Origin of the sequence: Lactobacillus crispatus (genome assembly GCF_018987235.1) — a bacterium.
GTDB classification, from domain to species: Bacteria; Bacillota; Bacilli; order Lactobacillales; family Lactobacillaceae; genus Lactobacillus; species Lactobacillus crispatus.
The window spans coordinates 1,362,324-1,380,382 of record NZ_CP072197.1 but is presented as its reverse complement, the minus strand read 5'-3'; the positions used below and the strand labels follow the sequence as shown (position 1 = coordinate 1,380,382).

Below are 18,059 nucleotides of genomic sequence, written 5' to 3'. Positions count from 1 at the left end.
GGCTTTTTCATTATACAAAATCATGGTATAATTATTGCTGTCTAAACATACGTTCCAAAATATGGATAATTAACATGGATATTACAATAATTACACTAACAGTAGGCATATTAACCTATTATTTTTTTCAAAAGCGAAAAAAGAAGAAAATGAAAAAAATAGAATTATCTGTAACAGATAAGAAAGAAATAACTAAAATTGAAAAAATTGCAGGCAAAAGATTACCATACCGTTTTCCTAATCATAAGAACTTGACCTTTCAGATCATTGAATTAATGCGACCAGGTTATATTAAGCGACGCATTTTTGACAATAAAGGCCATTGTCATTATTTGATTAAGTACTATTTAGATCGTTCAGTGGCGGAATTAGTTGAATTTGGTAAGACGGATGGTCATTATTGGCGTAAGACTAGTTGGAATGGAGAAACTAAGGTAACTTACCATTATGGCAAACATGAATTCAATGAGTTAGACGAAATTACAAAAAATTTGCGCTATTATGGCTCAATAGTCAAAGAAGGTAGAAACAAAATTTTGCCTTTGGAAAATGACTTAAATCAGTATGTGAATGAGTTAGAAAATCATGCTAGTTATCAAAAAGCTTGGATTACACATAAAAAAGTAACTGATTCACAGACTGTTCATGATGCTATGATAGTTGAAAAAACTTTGTTGAATAATAAACGTGATTTGAAACGAGCTTTGGCTCTGCAAAATGTTTTACGAATTCGGGCAATTAATTCTGGCTATAAGGTTTACAATCAAAAAGTAAACGCATTTCAAAAAAGAATGACTGAACTACATTTGAATCAAATAAAAAATTTGCGACCTATGAATATTTTATCTCAACGTGATTTGCGCCATCTTAGCAATCTCTTGGCAGGCGCTGCCGCAGAAGAATTAGTGAATTCTCGTTTACGTGAAGTGCAGACAGGGAAAGAAATAATTCATAATTTACTGTTACCATATCCCTATGAAAAAAAGAATAGTTTAGGGAGTAACCAAATTGATCATGTGATAATTACGACTAGCGGGATTTTTTGCTTGGAAACCAAAGCACGAACAAGTAAAAATGGACAGTATAATGTGCAGGCTGATTATGATCAGATAGCTGATCAAGTGGCCAAGCATAAAGAAAGTATTAAATATGTCCTAGAAAAAAGCAACAACCCAGTGATTATTAATTTATTGAGACGCTTGCCAAATATAGATCAATTAATCAGAAACGTGGTTGTATTTGTAAGTAGAACAGATGATGAGTTCACATTGACTGATTCGAACCGTTATCAAAAAATGGGAATAGATGTTGTGCAATTGGCAGATATTCAGTCGTTATTAGTCAAAGCTAAAACTGGAATTGGATTACAGCCAGACGAAATTGCAGCTATCAAAGAAGAAATGGATAATAGTAAACAATTGCAAGAAGAAAAAAATTATCAAGAAAATGTTCTATTTTTTGAAGATCAGGAGTCAACGTTAACTCAAAAGCAGGTGGAAGAGCAATTGTATCATGCTAATCAGGTGATTAAACATATCGATCAGATTAATGGACTTCTTGGTAATTACTTGCAAGAAGCACGGGAGTGGCAAAAGCAGTATCAAAAATACCGTTATTGGAAGAAATTTTATGATCAAGTACATGATTTCATTGATCAGGACCAATATTATCAAAATCATAATTCGAAAAGAGATATTTTAGATAAGATATAAAAAAGGAAGAATTTGGAATTCTTCCTTATTTTAATAAATTAAAATGATCAACTTTAAATGTTACTTTGAAGGGCTGCTTTTCAATATCTTCACCATCAATTTGAGCATATTCACTTTTATTGGTTTGAACTAGGATTTCTTTAGCTTCAATATAATGAAATTCTGGTGCATTAACGTGTGAACCATCTTTGATCAGCTTACCAAAAAGCCAGAGAAACTTGCGTAAACTCGGTTTTTCAACAATTACTGTATCAAGATGGTGACTGTAAATGTCCGCTTTTGGCAAAATAGCAAAACCACCGCCAAAGTAGGGATGGTTAGTAGTAGTGACAAAGTATGCATCTCCGTAACGAAGAGTTTCGTTTTTAGTTTTAACAGTCACTGTAAAGGTATCCTGCTTAATTAGTGCCTTGATTATATTTAGGCCATAAATCATATTTCCAGAATTGAGGTGATTGAGGTGTTTTTTTAATTGCTCATGATTACTCTGATGAACAACAAAGGCATCAAAACCAATACCGAAATTATTAACAAAGTAACCCTTAGGAATTTGTTTAATATTTGATGTGAAAAAACCACAATCAACTTGTTCCGGTTCAGGATCTCGGAGCAAATTGTTGATTAATTGCCTGGGATCTGCGGTTAATCCAGCACCACGGGCAAAATCATTGCCTGTTCCTGCAGGCAAATAAGTAATAGCTGTTTCAGGATAATTAGAAGTCTTTATTCCATTTAAAACTTCATTAAAGGAGCCATCTCCACCAACTACGATTAAAACATGTTCAGAAGAGAGATGTAAATTAGCGTAATTTTGTGCTAGAACGACTAATTCTCCAGGATAATGACTTTTTTGTCGCTTAAAAGGAATATTCATTTCTTTTAGTATATCTTGTAATTCTTTATCAGCTTTAATAGCATTGCCATTCCCAGCGACCTCATTAACTAATAACTGAACTTTAATTTTTTTATGCATATTGTTCATTTTCTAAAATAAAAGACTCCCTAAGGAGTCCTTTTTACTATTTCTTTTCGATAATGATTGGTAAAATCATAGGCCGTCGTTCAGTCTTGGAATACAAGAAGTCTGAAAGATTTTCGGTGATCGCCTTTTTAATGTCACTTTCTTTTGGTCTATTTGATTTAGCCATTTCATTTCTAAGCACATGATAAACATGCTTTTGCGCTTGACTAATTAACTCAGTTGATTCACGCATGTAGACAAATCCGCGACTGAGAATATCAGGACCAGCTAAGACTCGCTTGTGCTTATAATCAACTGTAGCAACTGCAACAACTAAACCTTCTTCAGAAAGAATTTGACGATCATGAACAACAACGTTGCCAACGTCTGCAGTACCAGAAGTATCAACGTAAACGTCACCTGCAGGAATATGTCCTGCGATTCTAGCGCCATCAGGGCCAAAGCAGACAACTTCACCATTAGATAAAACAAAAGTGTTTTCAGCGGGTACACCGGCTTGTTGAGCAAGCTGGGTGTGAATAACCTGCATTCTGTACTCACCATGAACAGGAATCATGTACTTAGGTTTAACTAAGCGAACCATCATCTTTAACTCTTCTTGGCCGCCGTGTCCGGAAGTATGAACGTTATTTACTCTTCCGTGAATAACATCGGCTCCGCCTTCCATTAACTTATTGATTAAGTGGTTAACACTTAATGTGTTACCTGGAATTGGGTTAGAGGAGAAGATGACTGTATCACCAGGTTGTAAGCTGATTTGACGGTGAGTACCATTAGCAATTCGCGATAAAGCGGCTAATGGTTCACCTTGAGAACCAGTACATAAAATCATTACTTTTTCAGGTGGTAGTTTGTTGATCTCATCTGCGTCAACAATTAGATCCTTAGGCAAATTTAAGTAGCCCAAGTCGACCCCATTATCAACGCCATTTTCCATACTACGTCCAAAAATTGCAACCTTTCTACCGGTATCAATTGCAGCTTGAATAGCAGTTGATACACGATAAAGATTAGATGCAAAAGTGGCAAAAATAATTCTACCGTGGATTCCAGTGATGATATTATGTAGTGACTTAGCTACAAATCGTTCAGACTTAGTAAATTGTGTTACTTCAGCATTAGTTGAATCTGAGAGAAGAGCAAGTACACCTTCATTGCCTAATTGAGCCATCTTTTGAAAATCTGGTGCAGGTTGATCCATTACTGGTGTTAAGTCAAACTTAAAGTCACCAGTAAAGACAACGGCACCGAGTGGTGTATGAACGGCAATACCTAAAGTATCAGGAATAGAGTGAGTAGTTCTAAAGAAAGAAACGGAAAGTTTCTTAAACTTCAAAACAGTATCCTCATGCTCTTCGTGTAGTTCAGTTGTCTTTAAAATTCCGTGTTCTTCCAATTTGCCTCTAATTAATGAAAGGGCAAATGGTGTCGCATAGACAGGAATTTCAGGAATTTTTTCTAACAAAAATGGAATACCACCGATATGGTCTTCATGTCCGTGACTAACCACAAGAGCTTTGATTTTCTTACGATTCTTGATTAGGTAAGAATAGTCTGAAATAACGTAATTAATACCTAATAGGTTATCTTCGGGGAATTTAATACCACAGTCCATGATGATAATTTCATCCTGATACTGAACACAATACATATTTTTGCCGATTTCATGCAAACCCCCGATTGCATAAACGGCTACTTCATTATTTTTAATTCGCACTCTTTATTACTTCTTGTCGAACGTTGTTAACTTAAAGTCAGCATGTTCTTTTTCGTAAGTTAACGAATTACCAGTTAATTCTTGGATGAGTTCAATGTTATAGGGGGTATTGTCCTCAACCATACTTCTTGCTTCGACCATGTTGTTTGCTTCCATGTAAAGAGTTTGTGTAGTTTCTCTACGAGGATTGACAATCTTGTCTTTTTGATACAAAACTTTGTAGATCATAAATGATTCTCCTTATTAATGTATAAACGTTCAATGTAGAGTAAAAATTACTCAATAGCTATAAAAATTTTATCATAATTATAAAGTTAAGTATATAATTATGTTTCTTTTGATTTTTACCGATTAAATTTGGTCAATGTTATTGACGTAAAATAACATCAGTTGTACGATAATCATGTAGTAAATGATTAATAAATTCATTTGCTCGTTATAAGAAGTCTCTTCAATCTTCTTAATTCCCAATGTATGAGTCACTGGCCTAGTTAACCAGTGACTTTTTTATACAAAAAAGCCTGCATCTGCAGGCTTTTGTTTTGGTTAAATAACAATTAAGAAATTACGACTGTATCTTCTTTAAGTGCGAATGGATCCTGCTTATTAATGCGGTCATAGAACAAGTGACCATTTAAGTGATCAATTTCATGAGAAGAAACAATTGCTGGGTAATCCTTTAAGCGAATGGTTTTTTCTTCACCGTCAACGGTGTAGTAATGAATGGTTAATTTATCAGGGCGGGGAACGTAACCATTAATAACTTCATCAACACTAAGGCAACCTTCACCTTCGCTAAGACAAGCTTGACGAACAGATTCAGAGACAATCTCTGGGTTAACATAAACTTCTTTAAAGATAATTTTGCCTTGATCATCAGGAACTAAAAGTGCAGCCATTTGTACACCTTCACCTACTTGAGGTGCGGCTAGGCCAACGCCTGCTCTTAATTGGTGCTTTTCAGCAATCTTAGGATCTTGTGAATCAATTAAGTATTGCATCATATCATCAGCTAATTTTTTATAGTGATCACTAAGTGGAAATGTTAAAGGCTTGGCAACTTGACGTAAGACGGGATCACCGTCACGTACGATATCTTTCATTAAGATCAAAATAATTACTCCTTTTTAAAAATTATTATCTACATTATATTTTTACCATAGTTTAATAGTTTTTGCTTGTTTTTGCATAAAAAAATCCAGGGTTAACTTGATTGTTAAGCGTTGACCCGTATGCAGTTAGGTGGTAAAATTCACTAACGTAACTATACAGATTTAAGAAAAGCACTTCGATAAGGCGCTAATGCGTTACCGAAACTGTGACAGAGTCACAGTTTTTTTATTGAAGAGTGGGGAGGAATACTTTTGTCAGAAAAAAGAAGAGACGATCTAAGAAACATTGCGATCATTGCCCACGTTGACCACGGTAAGACTACCTTGGTTAACCAATTATTGAAGCAATCTGATACTTTGCCAGAACACATGAATCTGGAAGATCGTGCTATGGACTCAAATGCCATTGAACGTGAACGCGGTATTACTATTTTGTCTAAGAACACTGCTGTTAAGTATAAGGATACTACTATCAACATCTTGGATACACCAGGTCACGCTGACTTTGGTGGGGAAGTAGAACGTGTTATGCACATGGTTGACGGTGCATTGCTTTTGGTTGATGCCTATGAAGGTCCAATGCCACAGACTCGTTTCGTTTTAAAGAAAGCTTTGGAAGCTGGCGTAAAACCTATCGTTGTTTTAAACAAGATTGACCGTCCAGGCGCTCGTCCTAAGAAGGTTTTGGATGATGTACTTGAACTTTTCATCGAATTAGGTGCCAACGATGAACAGCTTGACTTCCCAGTTGTTTATGCATCAGCTTTGAATGGTACTTCATCATATGATCCAGATCCAAGTACTCAAAAGGAAACTATGGATCCAATCTTTGATACCATTATTAAGAATATTCCTGCTCCAGTAGACAACTCTGATGAGCCATTACAATTCCAAATCACCATGCTTGATTGGGATGACTATGTTGGTCGTATCGGTGTTGGTAGAATTTACCGTGGTAAGGTTAAAGTTAGTGACAACATCACTGTTATGAAGCGTGATGGTTCAACTCAAAACTTCCGTGTTACTAAGTTATTTGGTTACTTTGGCTTGAAACGTAACGAAATTAAGGAAGCTAAGGCTGGAGATATTATTGCCATTAGTGGTATTAATGATATCTACGTGGGTGAAACTATTGCATCAGCTGAACATCCAGAAGCATTGCCACTTCTTAAGATTGATCCACCAACTCTTCAAATGGACTTTGTTGCCAACGATTCACCATTTGCAGGTCGTGAAGGTGATCAAGTAACTCCTAAGAAGCTTGAAGATCGTTTGATTCGTCAAACTCGTACCGATGTTTCTTTGAAGGTTGAACCAACTGATCAATTGAACGCTTGGACTGTTTCAGGTCGTGGTGAACTTCACCTTTCAATTTTGGTTGAAGAACTTCGTCGTGAAGGCTTCGAATTACAACTTTCACGTCCTAAGGTTATTTACCGTGAAATTGATGGTACTATGTGCGAACCATTTGAATCAGTACAAATCGATACTCCAGATGAATATGTTGGTTCTGTTATTGACTCACTTTCACAAAGAAAAGGTGAGATGAAGAATATGGAATCAACTGGTAATGGTCAAACTCGTCTTGAATTTTTAGTTCCATCACGTGGTTTGATTGGTTACAATAATGAATTCATGTCACAAACTGGTGGATATGGTATCATGAACCACACCTTTGAAGCATATAAGCCAGTAGTAAAGAACTGGAACCCAGGTCGTCGTAATGGTGCATTGGTATCCATTAGCCAAGGTCAATCAACTACTTACTCACTTCAATCAGTAGAACAACGTGGTGAGTTATTCATCGGTGCTGGTGTTGAAGTTTACGAAGGTATGATTGTTGGACAATCATCACGTGAACGTGATATTGCTGTTAACGTAACTAAGGGTAAGAACTTAACTAACACTCGTGCTGCCGGTAAGGACCACGCTGCTGCTATTAAGACTCCTAGAACGTTGACTCTTGAAGAAGCTATCGAATTCTTAAATGATGATGAATATTGTGAAGTAACTCCCGAATCTATTCGTTTACGTAAGAAGATTTTGAACACTTCAGAACGTCAAAAGGCTGATAAGAAGCGTAACCGTGCTAACTAAGATAGTTTAATAAATTTTAAAAGGTCGTCACTTGATAGAAGTGATGATCTTTTTGTTTTATAATGAAAAAAGTATTATTTAGATAAAGGGGCAACGCTTGTGCGTCGAAAATTACGTTATCTTAATTACCAGATTTTTATTCCCTATCTTATTTTAGTAGTGGTTGGGATAATTTTGGTATATTCAGCTAGTTCAGATATTTTATTAGTTAATGGATTTAAGCCAAATGTCTATGGGATACGGCAAGCAATCTATGCTATAGTAGCTTTCTTTTTGTTTGGGATTCCGTTTTTTGCATTAAGAATCAAAGTATTTAAAAATCCAAAGTTTGTAGGGGGATTTTTATTAATTTGTATACTTATGCTAGGATGGCTAGTATTTCTACGTTTTGCTCATGGCAGTAGTGCGGCAGTTAATGGTGCTGTAGGTTGGATTAACTTGGGCTTTATCAATTTGCAGCCGCTAGAAGTTACTAAATTGGCTCTGGTCATTTATTTGTCATATGTACTAGACAGAAGAGATGGAAAATTAGTCAAGGGTAAGATCAAACATAATTTGTCACACCCAGCAATTTTGGCGGCTTTTTTAATGTGTTTGGTTATTGTTGAACCTGATTTTGGTGGGACAGCAATTTTATTTATGATCACTTTAGTAATGTTTTCAGTATCAGGGGTTCCAACTAAATTAGCTTTAACTTGGTTAGCTGGGATTGTGATCTTAGTGGCAGCTGTATTTTTTATTGTAGTTGCCTGGAATCCTGGATTTTTACAAAGAAGTTATCAATTCCAACGACTAATGTCGTTCTTGCATCCCTTTGAATTAGAGCAAAAAGGTGGGGCCCAGCTAGTTAACTCCTATTATGCAATCCACAATGGGGGATTATTTGGCGTAGGACTAGGTAATAGTATGCAAAAGCGAGGTTACTTACCAGAGCCGTATACCGACTTTATTTTATCCATTACAGCAGAAGAAGTAGGTGTGATTCTGACAATTTTATTGGTTGGATTACTCTTTTATTTGATGTGGCAGATTATGGAAGTTGGGGTTCACGCGGTTTCTCAATTCGACGCATTAATTTGCTTTGGCGTGACGACTATTATTTTTACAGAAGCATTCTTTAATATCGGTGCAGTACTAGGATTGTTGCCGATTACGGGGGTTACGCTGCCATTTATTTCATATGGTGGTTCATCAATGATTGTCTTGACTGCTGCGATTGGTTTAGTACTGAACGTTTCAGCAAATGAAAAAATGTTACAAGAAAAGGATGAAACAGTTGCATGAGTATCAATAAAGAAATTGAAAGTACCCACTTAATTAAAAGGGTAGCATTGATTATTTATTTAAAATCAGTTAGTGATCAATATAAGTTGCGCCATTTTGGTGACATTGTTTATTTTTCTAAAAAAATGAAATATTGTGTTCTTTATGTTAATCGCAACGAATGCAATGAAATCAAAGGACAAATTGCTCATTTGGATTTTGTTAATCATGTCGAAATTTCAGCTGAAGAAGAAGTAAATTTGGATAGCCAACATATTGAAAATCAATTAGCTGAGATGGCCCAAAAAGCAGAAAAGAAATTGCAACTTGAACAAGAAAAAAGTGAGAATCAACTAAAATGAGAATTATTTCAGGGAAATATGCTAAAAGAAATTTATTTACTTTGAAAAGTAATCGGACAAGACCAACCAGTGATAAGGTGAAAGAATCCCTTTTTAATTCATTGGGACAATTTTTTCAGGGTGGTAATGTTTTAGACTTATATGCTGGTAGTGGTGCCTTAGGAATTGAAGCTGTTTCAAGGGGCTGTGACCATGCGAGTCTGGTTGATATTAATCATGCTGCTTGTACAATTATTAAGAAAAATGTTGCTTTAACTAAGGAAGAGCAGCGTTTTAATGTTTATAATATGCGCAGCTCTGCAGCATTAAAATTATTTTCTGAGAATGATGAAAAGTTTGATCTAGTTTTTCTTGATCCGCCCTATGCCAAAGAAAAAATCGCTAAGGACATGTTGCAGATGGTAAAGTCGAACCTACTTAATGATCATGCAATTGTGGTAGCAGAAACTGATGATCATACAGAACTGGGTGAAATTACTGGTTTTTCATTGATCAAAGAACACCATTTAGGAAAAACAATTGTGAGGATTTATCGAAAGGACTAATAATGACAATCGCTTTATTTCCAGGGAGTTTTGATCCGATTACTAATGGGCATGTGGAGACCGCTAAAAAGGCTGCTGAAATTTTTGATAAAGTATATGTAGTTGCGATGACCAATACAGCTAAGAAATACTTGTTTACGCCTGAAGAACGTGCTGATCTAATCAGGGATGCACTAAGGGAAATACCTAATATTGAAGTGCTAGAAAGACCGGAAGAAGTAACCGTAAATTTAGCACATGAATTGCATGCTAAAGTTATGGTGCGCGGTGTACGCAACAGTGCTGATTTCCGCTATGAACAGGAGATTGCTGGGATTAATAAAAAATTGGCTCCAGATGTGAATACAGTTTTGCTTTTTGCGAGTCCAGAAAATTCTTTTGTAGCTTCAAGCATGATTAAGGAATTAGCTCGTTTTGATGAAGATGTTAGTCTGTTTTTACCTAAAAAAGCAGCGATTGCATTGAGAGAGAAGCTAAAACATGAATAATAAGAAAAACAATCAATCGAAAAAGCACTTGCGTAATTGGCTCTTGGCACTAATTGCGCTTGTTTTATTAGTGGTACTTGCTGTTTGGCCGACTGATTATTATATTGAATATCCTGGTGAGGCAATGCCCGTGGGCCAGTTTATTAAGTCATCAAATAAACGTCCGAATAATTTTTATTTGGTGACAGTTAGCGTAACTAGTCGGCCGTCTCCGTTTTTGCAATATCTATGGAGTTTTACTCGTCCCTATGATGAGCGTGTATCAAGCAAGGAGCTGCTAGGAGGTCAAACTAGTGCTCAATATAATGAGTTGCAAAACTGGTATATGGAAACAAGTCAGCAGAATGCAATTTATTATGCAGCTAAAAAAGCAGGTAAACAGCATAGCTTAAAATATCTAGGCGTTTATGTAATGGAAGTCCAGAAAAATTCTAGTTTTAAAAATAAGCTCCAAATTGGTGATACCGTTTTAGGCGCAAACGGGCATCGTTTCAGGTCAACTGAAGAGATGATGAATTATTTGCGTAAACAAAAAATTGGTGCACGAGTAACAATCTCAGTTTTGCGTGGTAAGCAAGAGAAACACTTTACTGGCAAAATTGTTAAGGTAAAGGGTACTAATAAGCCAGGAATTGGAATTCAATTAGTTGAGCATGTAGTTGTGAAAACTAAGCCTAAGTTAAAAATTAATGCTGGCAAAATCGGTGGCCCCTCAGCCGGATTGATGTTCACACTTGAAAGCTATGAGGTCTTTACCAAGCAGAACTTAAGTAAGGGACATAAGATTGCGGGAACAGGTACGATTTCACCTACTGGAAAAGTAGGAATCATTGGTGGCGTTGATAAAAAAGTGGTAGCTGCTAGCAGAGAAGGTGCAGAGGTCTTCTTTGCGCCGACTGATTCAACCAGTGTGAAGAAAAGTGAAACTAATTATGCAGTTGCTAAGAGAACCGCAAAGAAAATTCACACCAAAATGAAAATTGTCCCTGTGAGCACTTTTGATGATGCATTAAACTATCTAAAGACACACTACTAAAAAAATTCAAAAAAATTTGAAGTCCAGAAAAAATTCTGGGCTTTTTTTGCGTAATAAATAGTAGAGGTGATTTTTATGAATTTTGGAAAAATAAAAGAATTTGTGCTTGAGAAAAAAGTATATCTCATTGGTGCAATAATTCTTGTAGTTGGATTTTATGGATTAAAGAAAGGGGATCATCAAGAAAATGCTGCTGCAGTGCAGGATCAAGTTATGCAGTCTAGCATTAGTAGTTCAGGTGCAACCACTAATACTAATGCAGTGACTAGCAGTAGTTCAACAACCGTTTCTAAGACTGTAACTTGTGATATTTCCGGTGCGGTGAAGCATCAGGGAGTATATACATTGAAAAATGGTGCTCGTCTGCAGGAGTTAATTGAGGCGGCTGGAGGTACTACTGCTAGAGCACAATTAAAAGCTATTAACCGCGCTACTTTGCTTAAGGATCAAGATAAAATTCATATTCCTTACAAGGGTGAAAAGGTTGAAAATGTGGCAACTGCAGGATCAGCTGATAATAGTCAAAATAATGGGAGTACTAGTAGCAGTAGCCCAAGTAATCAAGGGGATGGCACTAAGATCAACTTAAATACTGCTAATGTAACGGAACTACAAAAGTTAACTGGAATTGGTCAAAAAAAGGCAGAACAGATTATTGCTTATCGTGAACAAAATGGTTCTTTTAAAAAGATAGAAGATTTAATGCAGGTATCGGGAATAGGAGAAAAGACTTTTGCGAGCCTTAAAGATCAATTGGCTGTTTAAAAATGAAGTTGGCTTTTACTTAATAACCGCTTTGTTGCTAATTACAATCTCTTTTTTGGCTTTTTCTTGTACAACAATGGTGCAAAAAATAGTAGCTTTATTTTTTCTGGGTTACTTTTTGCTACTGTTGGTACAAAAATATCGAGTTAGTTTAAAAATAGTTAGTCTAATAGTTGGGGCATTTCTATTACTAATTTTTTTAAGTAAATCAAAAACCAATTTTGTTTTAACCCAGCAGAGCCAATTAAGAATTTACCCTGATCAGGTAAGAATTAAAGACGACTACTTAACAGGTGTGGGTAATTTTGCTCAAGGTAAAATTTTAATTAGTGGCAAGGTAACAGATGCTCAAAAAGAACTGCTTAAGCATGGGAACCCTATTTTAGTGACAGAAATTAATGGGGAATGCAATTCAATTGAGCCAGCAACTAATATTGGTGAGTTTAATTTTCAGAATTATTATCAGGCAAAACAGATTTACCAAAAATTGAAATACAGTAGTTGTCAAATGAAGCTATTACCGATTACTGATTTTGGGGATCAATTGCATCAATTACGTTTTGAATTGCAGAACTATTTTGCCAAGATGCCACAGTTGTTAGGCTTTTTCGCTAGTGAATTAATCTTGGGTGAAAATAATGCTCAAGAAAATCAAGAAATACTAAATAATTATCGAGATTTGGGTGTTATTCACTTGTTAAGCATTTCAGGCTTACATGTTGGAATCTATGTCTTATTAATTAGCGTATTTTGTTTTAACTTGAAACTGACGGATGAAGAAACTTTTGTCTGCTGTACATTGGTTTTATTGCTAGGTATTTTTCTAAGCAATGGTCAAGCCGGCTTTGTAAGAGCGAGTTTAACCTACTTTTTAGGCAAAATTTGTAAGTTTAAGAAATATCATGTTGCGTCGATAGATCTGCTGGGATTGACCTGCATTTTACATCTTTTAGTAGTACCGCGTTTATTTCTGGCAACTGGAGCCTTATTGAGCTATATTTTGGCATTGGGTTTACAGTTAACTGATAAGTTTGGCAGTTTTAAACAAGCAATTTTGTTAAATATTTTATTAACGCCATTACTATTGCTTTTCTTTTATCAGGTCAATTTTTTAACTGTAATTTTTAATATGTTAGTAGTGCCATATTTCAATTGGATAGTTTTACCAATTGCTTTTTTCAATATTGTGACGTTTGGTCTGACTAAAGATTTTGCTCCGGTATTAGAAAAAGTGCTTGAATTAGGTGAGAAAATCATTGGTCAATTATCTGCTACTAAGTTGGGACTACTAACTTTTGGGCAAATTAATTGGTGGCAGTGTCTGTTGCTATTAATAGTAACGATTATTTTAATTGTTTCTTTAAGAGAAAAAGTTAACTGGCGCTTTAATAGTAAGAAAATTATGGTGGGCTTGTTGAGCTTGTATGTAATTTTCTTCAGCATGATTCATTTTCCTTTGCGAGGGCAAGTAACCTTCATTGATGTGGGCCAAGGAGATAGTATTCTAGTGACTACGCCATTTCCTCGCAAGGTATATTTAATTGATACTGGTGGGAAACTAAACTTTAGTGGCAAAAAGCAGACACCTCAGATTGATCGAATTACTATTCCATTTTTGAAAAGTCAGGGAATTAATACGATTGACGGAGTCTTTGTTTCGCATCAAGATGCCGATCACGTTGGTGATTTAGGACCATTACTAGAGCAGGTTAATGTTAAGAAATTATTTATGGCCGAAGGACTAATTAAGAATCCATCTTTTCAAAAGAGATTAGATGGTCGTGTAAAAGATACCAAATTAGTGGAGTTACTTGCAGGAATGCGGGTGAAAGAACCGCAGATTACATTTAATGTGGTTTATCCATATCAAGCAGGAGAAGGAAAGAATGAAGATTCCCTGAGTTTGCTTTTTAGAGTAGCGAATAAGAATTGGTTGTTTACAGGAGATTTAGGTCAAGATGGTGAAAAGGAAATTATGCAGAGGATGAAACTTCAGGTAGATTATTTTAAATTGGGTCATCATGGCAGTAAAACATCATCCAATCCAGACTTTTTACGTGCAATCCATCCTAAGCAAGTTTTTATTTCTGCTGGTCGAAAAAATAGGTTCGGGCACCCCCATCAAGAGACGCTAACGACACTAACTCAACAACAAATACCATGGGTTTCAACGCAAGACTGTGGTATGATTAGCTGGTATTATGGCGGACTGCAAAGTCCTAGATTTAGTTACTTTTTAAAGCGGGATAAAAAATGACCTTACTTTCTTTGTTTAAAAATACAAATAACAATAATCCACATACCTTAATTTGGGGTGCAGATGACTTTCTCAATGATTACTTGGTTAGATCATATGCCAAGGAAGATCGCTTTAAAGATTTGGAGCACGTGACTGTCGATTGCGAAAGCGATGGCTTAGATGAATTGATTGCGAGCTTAACTGAATCCAGTTTATTTAGTGAACAGAAATTTATTGTAGTCAAAAATCCTTTCTTTTTAACAGCTAAGGTATCTAAAAAATTACAGAAACAAATTGATGACTTACAAAAAATTTTTGAAAACTTAGCTGATTTAGAAGATGTAGTAGTAATTGTTGCTTCTTATGAAAAAATTGATAGGCGTAAAAAACTGACTAAAACTGTTCTAAAGCAATTCAATGTGGTTGAGCCACAAATTAGGCCCTATGAAGTTGCTTCAACGACTAAAGCCTTGATCAAAGATGAGGGATATATAATCACACAGTCAGCTTTACAGCTGCTAATTGAGCGAAGTGATCAGGTAATTGACACTATTTTAAGCAATTATCAAAAGCTAAAAATGGTAGCTACCGATAACAAAATTACTGAAAAATCAGTAATGCAAAATGTAGATTTGTCCCTAGCACAAAATATTTTCGCTATTTTGGAGTCGGCTTTAGATAAGAATTACCGTGAAGCAGTTGAGCGCTTAGATAATCAATTACGTGAAGGGACTAATCCAATTCAATTATTAGCGGTCTTTGAAAATCAATTAGAATTGATTTTGGTCGTTAAGATCTTAGCACAAAGAGGTCGTAGCGAACCACAAATTGTAAAAGAATTAGGCGTTCATCCCTATAGGGTTAAGTTAGCCCTACGTAATCGGTTGAAGATAGAAAAGCTAGAAAATTTATTAAGGGATGCAATCGACTTAGAATTTAAATATAAAAATGGAACTTACCGTGAAGATAATTTTTTGAAATTATTTATCTTAAATGTCTAAGAGTATACAAAAAGAGGAGATCGCTGCAGATCTCCTCTTTTTATTATTAGTAATAAGTAAGATTTACTTGTTTGCTAACTTGTTTAAACGACTCTTGTCACGAGCAGCCTTGTTCTTGTGGATTAAGCCTTTTGAAGCAGCCTTATCCAAAGCACGTTCAGCTTCTAAATGCAACTTGGAGACGTCTTCCTTACTATCACTTTCAACAGCGTTCTTAAACTTCTTGATAGCAGTTCTTAACTTGCTTAATTCAGAAGCGCGGCGTTCGTTAGTAGCGTTTTGAGTCTTAACACGTTTGATAGCTGATTTGATTTGTGGCATGAAATTCACCTCCAATGATTTAGAAATTTACTTCATCCATTATACTTAAGAAATATCACGGATGCAAGATAATTTCCGCTTGCTTTTTTAAAAAATAATGTGTATGATTGAGACTGTTGTGAACCGCTAACGCTGTTTATTTGTTCACGCCGACGATAAACGTTGTTAACGGCAATTATTTAATGAAAGGTGAATTTAACTATGGCAATTTCAAAGACTGAAAAAGAAAAGATTATGAAGGAATACGCAACTCACGAAGGTGACACTGGTTCTGTTGAAGTTCAAGTTGCTCTTTTGACTGCTGATATCAACAACTTGACTGATCACATGAAGAGTCACAAGCATGACCACCACTCATACGTTGGTTTGCTTAAGAAGATCGGTCACCGTCGTAACTTGCTTCGTTACCTTGAAAACAACGACATTAACCGTTACCGTGAATTGATCAAGAAGTTAGGTCTTCGTCGTTAATTTTTACATAATATTGAATAATGAAGCTAGCCGAAAAGGCTGGCTTTTTTTGTCTCTGTCATAATTTTATTCTTTATGCTAAAATTGAAACAGATTATTTTTACGTTGAGATCGATAGATCCATAAGAATTAAAAATTAGATAGAAAAGGAAATATAATGGCTGATCAAATCAAAATTATGATCTTGAGCGGTGTGCGTGAACAAGGTAAAGATATGTTTGCCGTTCAAGTTAATGATGAAATTTTTGTTCTTGATGCCGGATTAAAGTACCCTGATAGTTCTTTATTTGGTATCGATGTAGTAATTCCTGACCTTGATTTCTTTGAACAATACGGAGATCGAGTAGCAGGTATCTTTTTAACACATGGGCATGCTGATTCAATTGGTGCATTGCCATACATTTTGCGTAAATACGATATTCCAGTATTTGGTTCACAATTGAGTATCGAACTTGCTAAAATTGAAGTACAACGCGAAAACAAACGCCGTAAGAATAGTTTGTTCCACGTAATCGATGCAGATACTGAAATTGATTTTAAGAATGCAAGTATTTCATTCTTCCATACGACACACTCAATTCCTGATTCACTTGGAATAGATGTACATACACCAGCAGGTGAAATTGTTTATACTGGTGACTTTAAATTTGATCCAACAGCTGCGTTAAATTATCGGACTGATATGGATCGCTTAGCTGAAATTGAACAAAAGGGCGTTTTAGCGCTTTTAAGTGATTCATCTAATGCAGAAGCATCTTTCCCTAATGCATCTGAACAAGATATTGGTAAATTTGTGACTAATGTCTTCAGAAATGCTAAAGGCAGAATTATCGTAGCTGCTAAAGCCTCTAACTTGAATCGTGTTCAAGAAGTTTTAAATGCTGCAGCAGCAACAGGGAAACGCGTCTTATTAACTGGCCGCGATCTAGCTAAGATTGTTAGAACTTCAATGAAATTAGGCTATTTAGATGTGCCTGAAGGCTTGTTGATGCGAGTTAAGGATCTGAAGACTGTGCCAGATGAGCAGACAGTTATATTAGAGACTGGGCGTATGGGTGAACCACTTAACTCATTACAAAAAATGGCTAAGAAGCGTCATAGTATGATTACGATTCATAAGGGCGATTTGGTCTTTATTGCAACTACTCCGTCACATGCGGTTGAAACGATGGTAGCTGAAACCAGTGATTTGGTATATAAGGCTGGCGGTACGGTTATCCAGTTAGGCAGAAATATACATACTAGTGGGCATGCAACTGGTCGTGATCTGCAACTTTTGATTACAACCTTGAAGCCAAAATTCTTAATTCCAGTAATTGGTGAATATCGTTTACTTGAAGTAGTACGTGATTTGGCTATTAAAGCTGGAATGAATCCTAAAGATATATATATTACCAAGAATGGTGACTGTCTTGAATATGACTTTAAGCAAAAGCGTTTCTTCTTAACTGACCCAGTACCAGGTGAAGATACCATGATCGACGGTTCTGGTGTTGGTGATGTTGGTAATATTGTGCTACGTGATCGTGAGGTCCTATCAGATGACGGAATCTTTATTGCGGTTGTTACAATTGACCGTAAGAAGAAAAAGATTATTGCAGAGCCAAAAGTCACTAGTCGTGGTTTCGTCTATATCAAGGCTAATCGCCAGTTGATGAGTGATTCAATTGATGTAATTAAAAAAGCAATTCAGGCCAATTTTGAACACAAAAAGTTTGATTGGACTGAATTGAAGCAAGATATCCGCGGTGATTTGGAGAAGTTTTTATACAAGAAAACTAACCGTCGTCCAGTGATCTTGCCCGTGGTCATGGAAGTAAATCAAAACCGTCATCGTGCTATGCAGAAACGCAATGAAAAAGCACAAAATGACAATAAGAACCATGCCAAAGACGAAAATAAAAAAACAAAAATAAATAAGAAAAAAGAAAGTAATAAGAAAGACTAA

17 protein-coding genes are annotated in these 18,059 nt (G+C 35.8%); 12 read left to right on the top strand and 5 right to left on the bottom strand.

Annotation, left to right across the window (positions count from 1 at the left end; all coding sequences use genetic code 11):
• The first annotated feature begins 74 nt into the window (after window positions 1-74).
• Complete coding sequence (locus J6L97_RS06645; protein WP_057726413.1) at window positions 75-1,712, top strand: nuclease-related domain-containing protein; 1,638 nt, start codon at window positions 75-77, stop codon at window positions 1,710-1,712.
• Window positions 1,713-1,737: 25 nt separating this feature from the next.
• Here J6L97_RS06645 and J6L97_RS06640 read toward each other — a convergent pair whose 3' ends face one another.
• The 4 genes from J6L97_RS06640 to def all read right to left on the bottom strand — a co-directional run bounded on the left by J6L97_RS06640 (window position 1,738) and on the right by def (window position 5,523).
• The gene (locus J6L97_RS06640) at window positions 1,738-2,685 is read right to left on the bottom strand and encodes a diacylglycerol/lipid kinase family protein (RefSeq protein ID WP_005721329.1); all 948 of its coding nucleotides are present in this window, start codon (window positions 2,683-2,685) and stop codon (window positions 1,738-1,740) included.
• Window positions 2,686-2,731: 46 nt separating this feature from the next.
• Window positions 2,732-4,411, bottom strand: a complete 1,680-nt coding sequence (gene rnjA, locus J6L97_RS06635; RefSeq protein WP_057726411.1) for a ribonuclease J1 — start codon at window positions 4,409-4,411, stop codon at window positions 2,732-2,734.
• A gap of 6 nt (window positions 4,412-4,417) precedes the next feature.
• Complete coding sequence (locus tag J6L97_RS06630; RefSeq protein WP_023488133.1) at window positions 4,418-4,639, bottom strand: DNA-dependent RNA polymerase subunit epsilon; 222 nt, start codon at window positions 4,637-4,639, stop codon at window positions 4,418-4,420.
• A gap of 329 nt (window positions 4,640-4,968) precedes the next feature.
• Window positions 4,969-5,523 carry a peptide deformylase gene (gene def, locus J6L97_RS06625; protein WP_005718875.1) on the bottom strand — a complete coding sequence of 185 codons (555 nt, stop codon included), beginning with the start codon at window positions 5,521-5,523 and terminating at the stop codon, window positions 4,969-4,971.
• A gap of 252 nt (window positions 5,524-5,775) precedes the next feature.
• On the opposite strand from def, the gene typA reads away from it, so the two are divergent.
• From typA to holA, 9 genes are all read left to right on the top strand, one after another.
• A complete protein-coding gene (gene typA / locus J6L97_RS06620) occupies window positions 5,776-7,620 on the top strand; it encodes a translational GTPase TypA (protein WP_057726408.1) in 1,845 nt (614 codons plus the stop codon).
• A gap of 99 nt (window positions 7,621-7,719) precedes the next feature.
• The gene (locus J6L97_RS06615; RefSeq protein WP_005721325.1) at window positions 7,720-8,904 is read left to right on the top strand and encodes an FtsW/RodA/SpoVE family cell cycle protein; all 1,185 of its coding nucleotides are present in this window, start codon (window positions 7,720-7,722) and stop codon (window positions 8,902-8,904) included.
• Window positions 8,901-9,245, top strand: coding sequence for a YlbG family protein (locus tag J6L97_RS06610; RefSeq protein WP_005718878.1), 345 nt, complete (start codon window positions 8,901-8,903; stop codon window positions 9,243-9,245). The genes J6L97_RS06615 and J6L97_RS06610 overlap by 4 nt, the downstream gene beginning before the upstream one ends.
• On the top strand, window positions 9,242-9,790 hold the full coding sequence (gene rsmD, locus J6L97_RS06605; RefSeq protein ID WP_005722810.1) for a 16S rRNA (guanine(966)-N(2))-methyltransferase RsmD: 549 nt from the start codon (window positions 9,242-9,244) through the stop codon (window positions 9,788-9,790). The genes J6L97_RS06610 and rsmD overlap by 4 nt, the downstream gene beginning before the upstream one ends.
• A 2-nt stretch (window positions 9,791-9,792) precedes the next feature.
• Complete coding sequence (coaD, locus tag J6L97_RS06600; protein WP_057726406.1) at window positions 9,793-10,278, top strand: pantetheine-phosphate adenylyltransferase; 486 nt, start codon at window positions 9,793-9,795, stop codon at window positions 10,276-10,278.
• Entirely contained in the window at window positions 10,271-11,314 is a 1,044-nt protein-coding gene (locus J6L97_RS06595; RefSeq protein ID WP_057726404.1) for a SepM family pheromone-processing serine protease, read from the top strand. The genes coaD and J6L97_RS06595 overlap by 8 nt, the downstream gene beginning before the upstream one ends.
• 75 nt (window positions 11,315-11,389) lie before the next feature.
• Window positions 11,390-12,079, top strand: a complete 690-nt coding sequence (locus J6L97_RS06590; protein WP_057726402.1) for a helix-hairpin-helix domain-containing protein — start codon at window positions 11,390-11,392, stop codon at window positions 12,077-12,079.
• Window positions 12,048-14,336 carry a DNA internalization-related competence protein ComEC/Rec2 gene (locus tag J6L97_RS06585; protein WP_057726400.1) on the top strand — a complete coding sequence of 763 codons (2,289 nt, stop codon included), beginning with the start codon at window positions 12,048-12,050 and terminating at the stop codon, window positions 14,334-14,336. Before J6L97_RS06590 ends, J6L97_RS06585 begins: the two co-directional genes overlap by 32 nt.
• A complete protein-coding gene (gene holA / locus J6L97_RS06580) occupies window positions 14,333-15,319 on the top strand; it encodes a DNA polymerase III subunit delta (protein ID WP_057726397.1) in 987 nt (328 codons plus the stop codon). Before J6L97_RS06585 ends, holA begins: the two co-directional genes overlap by 4 nt.
• Window positions 15,320-15,382: 63 nt before the next feature.
• Here the strand turns inward: holA and rpsT are convergent, their stop codons facing one another.
• Window positions 15,383-15,640, bottom strand: a complete 258-nt coding sequence (gene rpsT / locus J6L97_RS06575) for a 30S ribosomal protein S20 (protein WP_005718885.1) — start codon at window positions 15,638-15,640, stop codon at window positions 15,383-15,385.
• Window positions 15,641-15,841: 201 nt separating this feature from the next.
• On the opposite strand from rpsT, the gene rpsO reads away from it, so the two are divergent.
• Both rpsO and J6L97_RS06565 read left to right on the top strand, forming a co-directional pair.
• On the top strand, window positions 15,842-16,111 hold the full coding sequence (gene rpsO, locus J6L97_RS06570; protein WP_005718887.1) for a 30S ribosomal protein S15: 270 nt from the start codon (window positions 15,842-15,844) through the stop codon (window positions 16,109-16,111).
• A gap of 157 nt (window positions 16,112-16,268) precedes the next feature.
• Window positions 16,269-18,059 carry a ribonuclease J gene (locus J6L97_RS06565; RefSeq protein ID WP_023488142.1) on the top strand — a complete coding sequence of 597 codons (1,791 nt, stop codon included), beginning with the start codon at window positions 16,269-16,271 and terminating at the stop codon, window positions 18,057-18,059.

Excerpts from the sequence above, each read along its gene's own strand:
- J6L97_RS06590 (WP_057726402.1), top strand. The coding sequence starts at position 11,390 with ATGAATTTTGGAAAAATAAAAGAATTTGTGCTTGAGAAAAAAGTATAT.
- holA (WP_057726397.1), top strand. The coding sequence starts at position 14,333 with ATGACCTTACTTTCTTTGTTTAAAAATACAAATAACAATAATCCACAT.
- J6L97_RS06610 (WP_005718878.1), top strand. The coding sequence starts at position 8,901 with ATGAGTATCAATAAAGAAATTGAAAGTACCCACTTAATTAAAAGGGTA.
- rpsO (WP_005718887.1), top strand. The coding sequence starts at position 15,842 with ATGGCAATTTCAAAGACTGAAAAAGAAAAGATTATGAAGGAATACGCA.
- rpsT (WP_005718885.1), bottom strand. The coding sequence starts at position 15,640 with ATGCCACAAATCAAATCAGCTATCAAACGTGTTAAGACTCAAAACGCT.
- J6L97_RS06640 (WP_005721329.1), bottom strand. The coding sequence starts at position 2,685 with ATGCATAAAAAAATTAAAGTTCAGTTATTAGTTAATGAGGTCGCTGGG.
- J6L97_RS06645 (WP_057726413.1), top strand. The coding sequence starts at position 75 with ATGGATATTACAATAATTACACTAACAGTAGGCATATTAACCTATTAT.
- J6L97_RS06630 (WP_023488133.1), bottom strand. The coding sequence starts at position 4,639 with ATGATCTACAAAGTTTTGTATCAAAAAGACAAGATTGTCAATCCTCGT.
- J6L97_RS06565 (WP_023488142.1), top strand. The coding sequence starts at position 16,269 with ATGGCTGATCAAATCAAAATTATGATCTTGAGCGGTGTGCGTGAACAA.
- coaD (WP_057726406.1), top strand. The coding sequence starts at position 9,793 with ATGACAATCGCTTTATTTCCAGGGAGTTTTGATCCGATTACTAATGGG.
- J6L97_RS06595 (WP_057726404.1), top strand. The coding sequence starts at position 10,271 with ATGAATAATAAGAAAAACAATCAATCGAAAAAGCACTTGCGTAATTGG.
- rsmD (WP_005722810.1), top strand. The coding sequence starts at position 9,242 with ATGAGAATTATTTCAGGGAAATATGCTAAAAGAAATTTATTTACTTTG.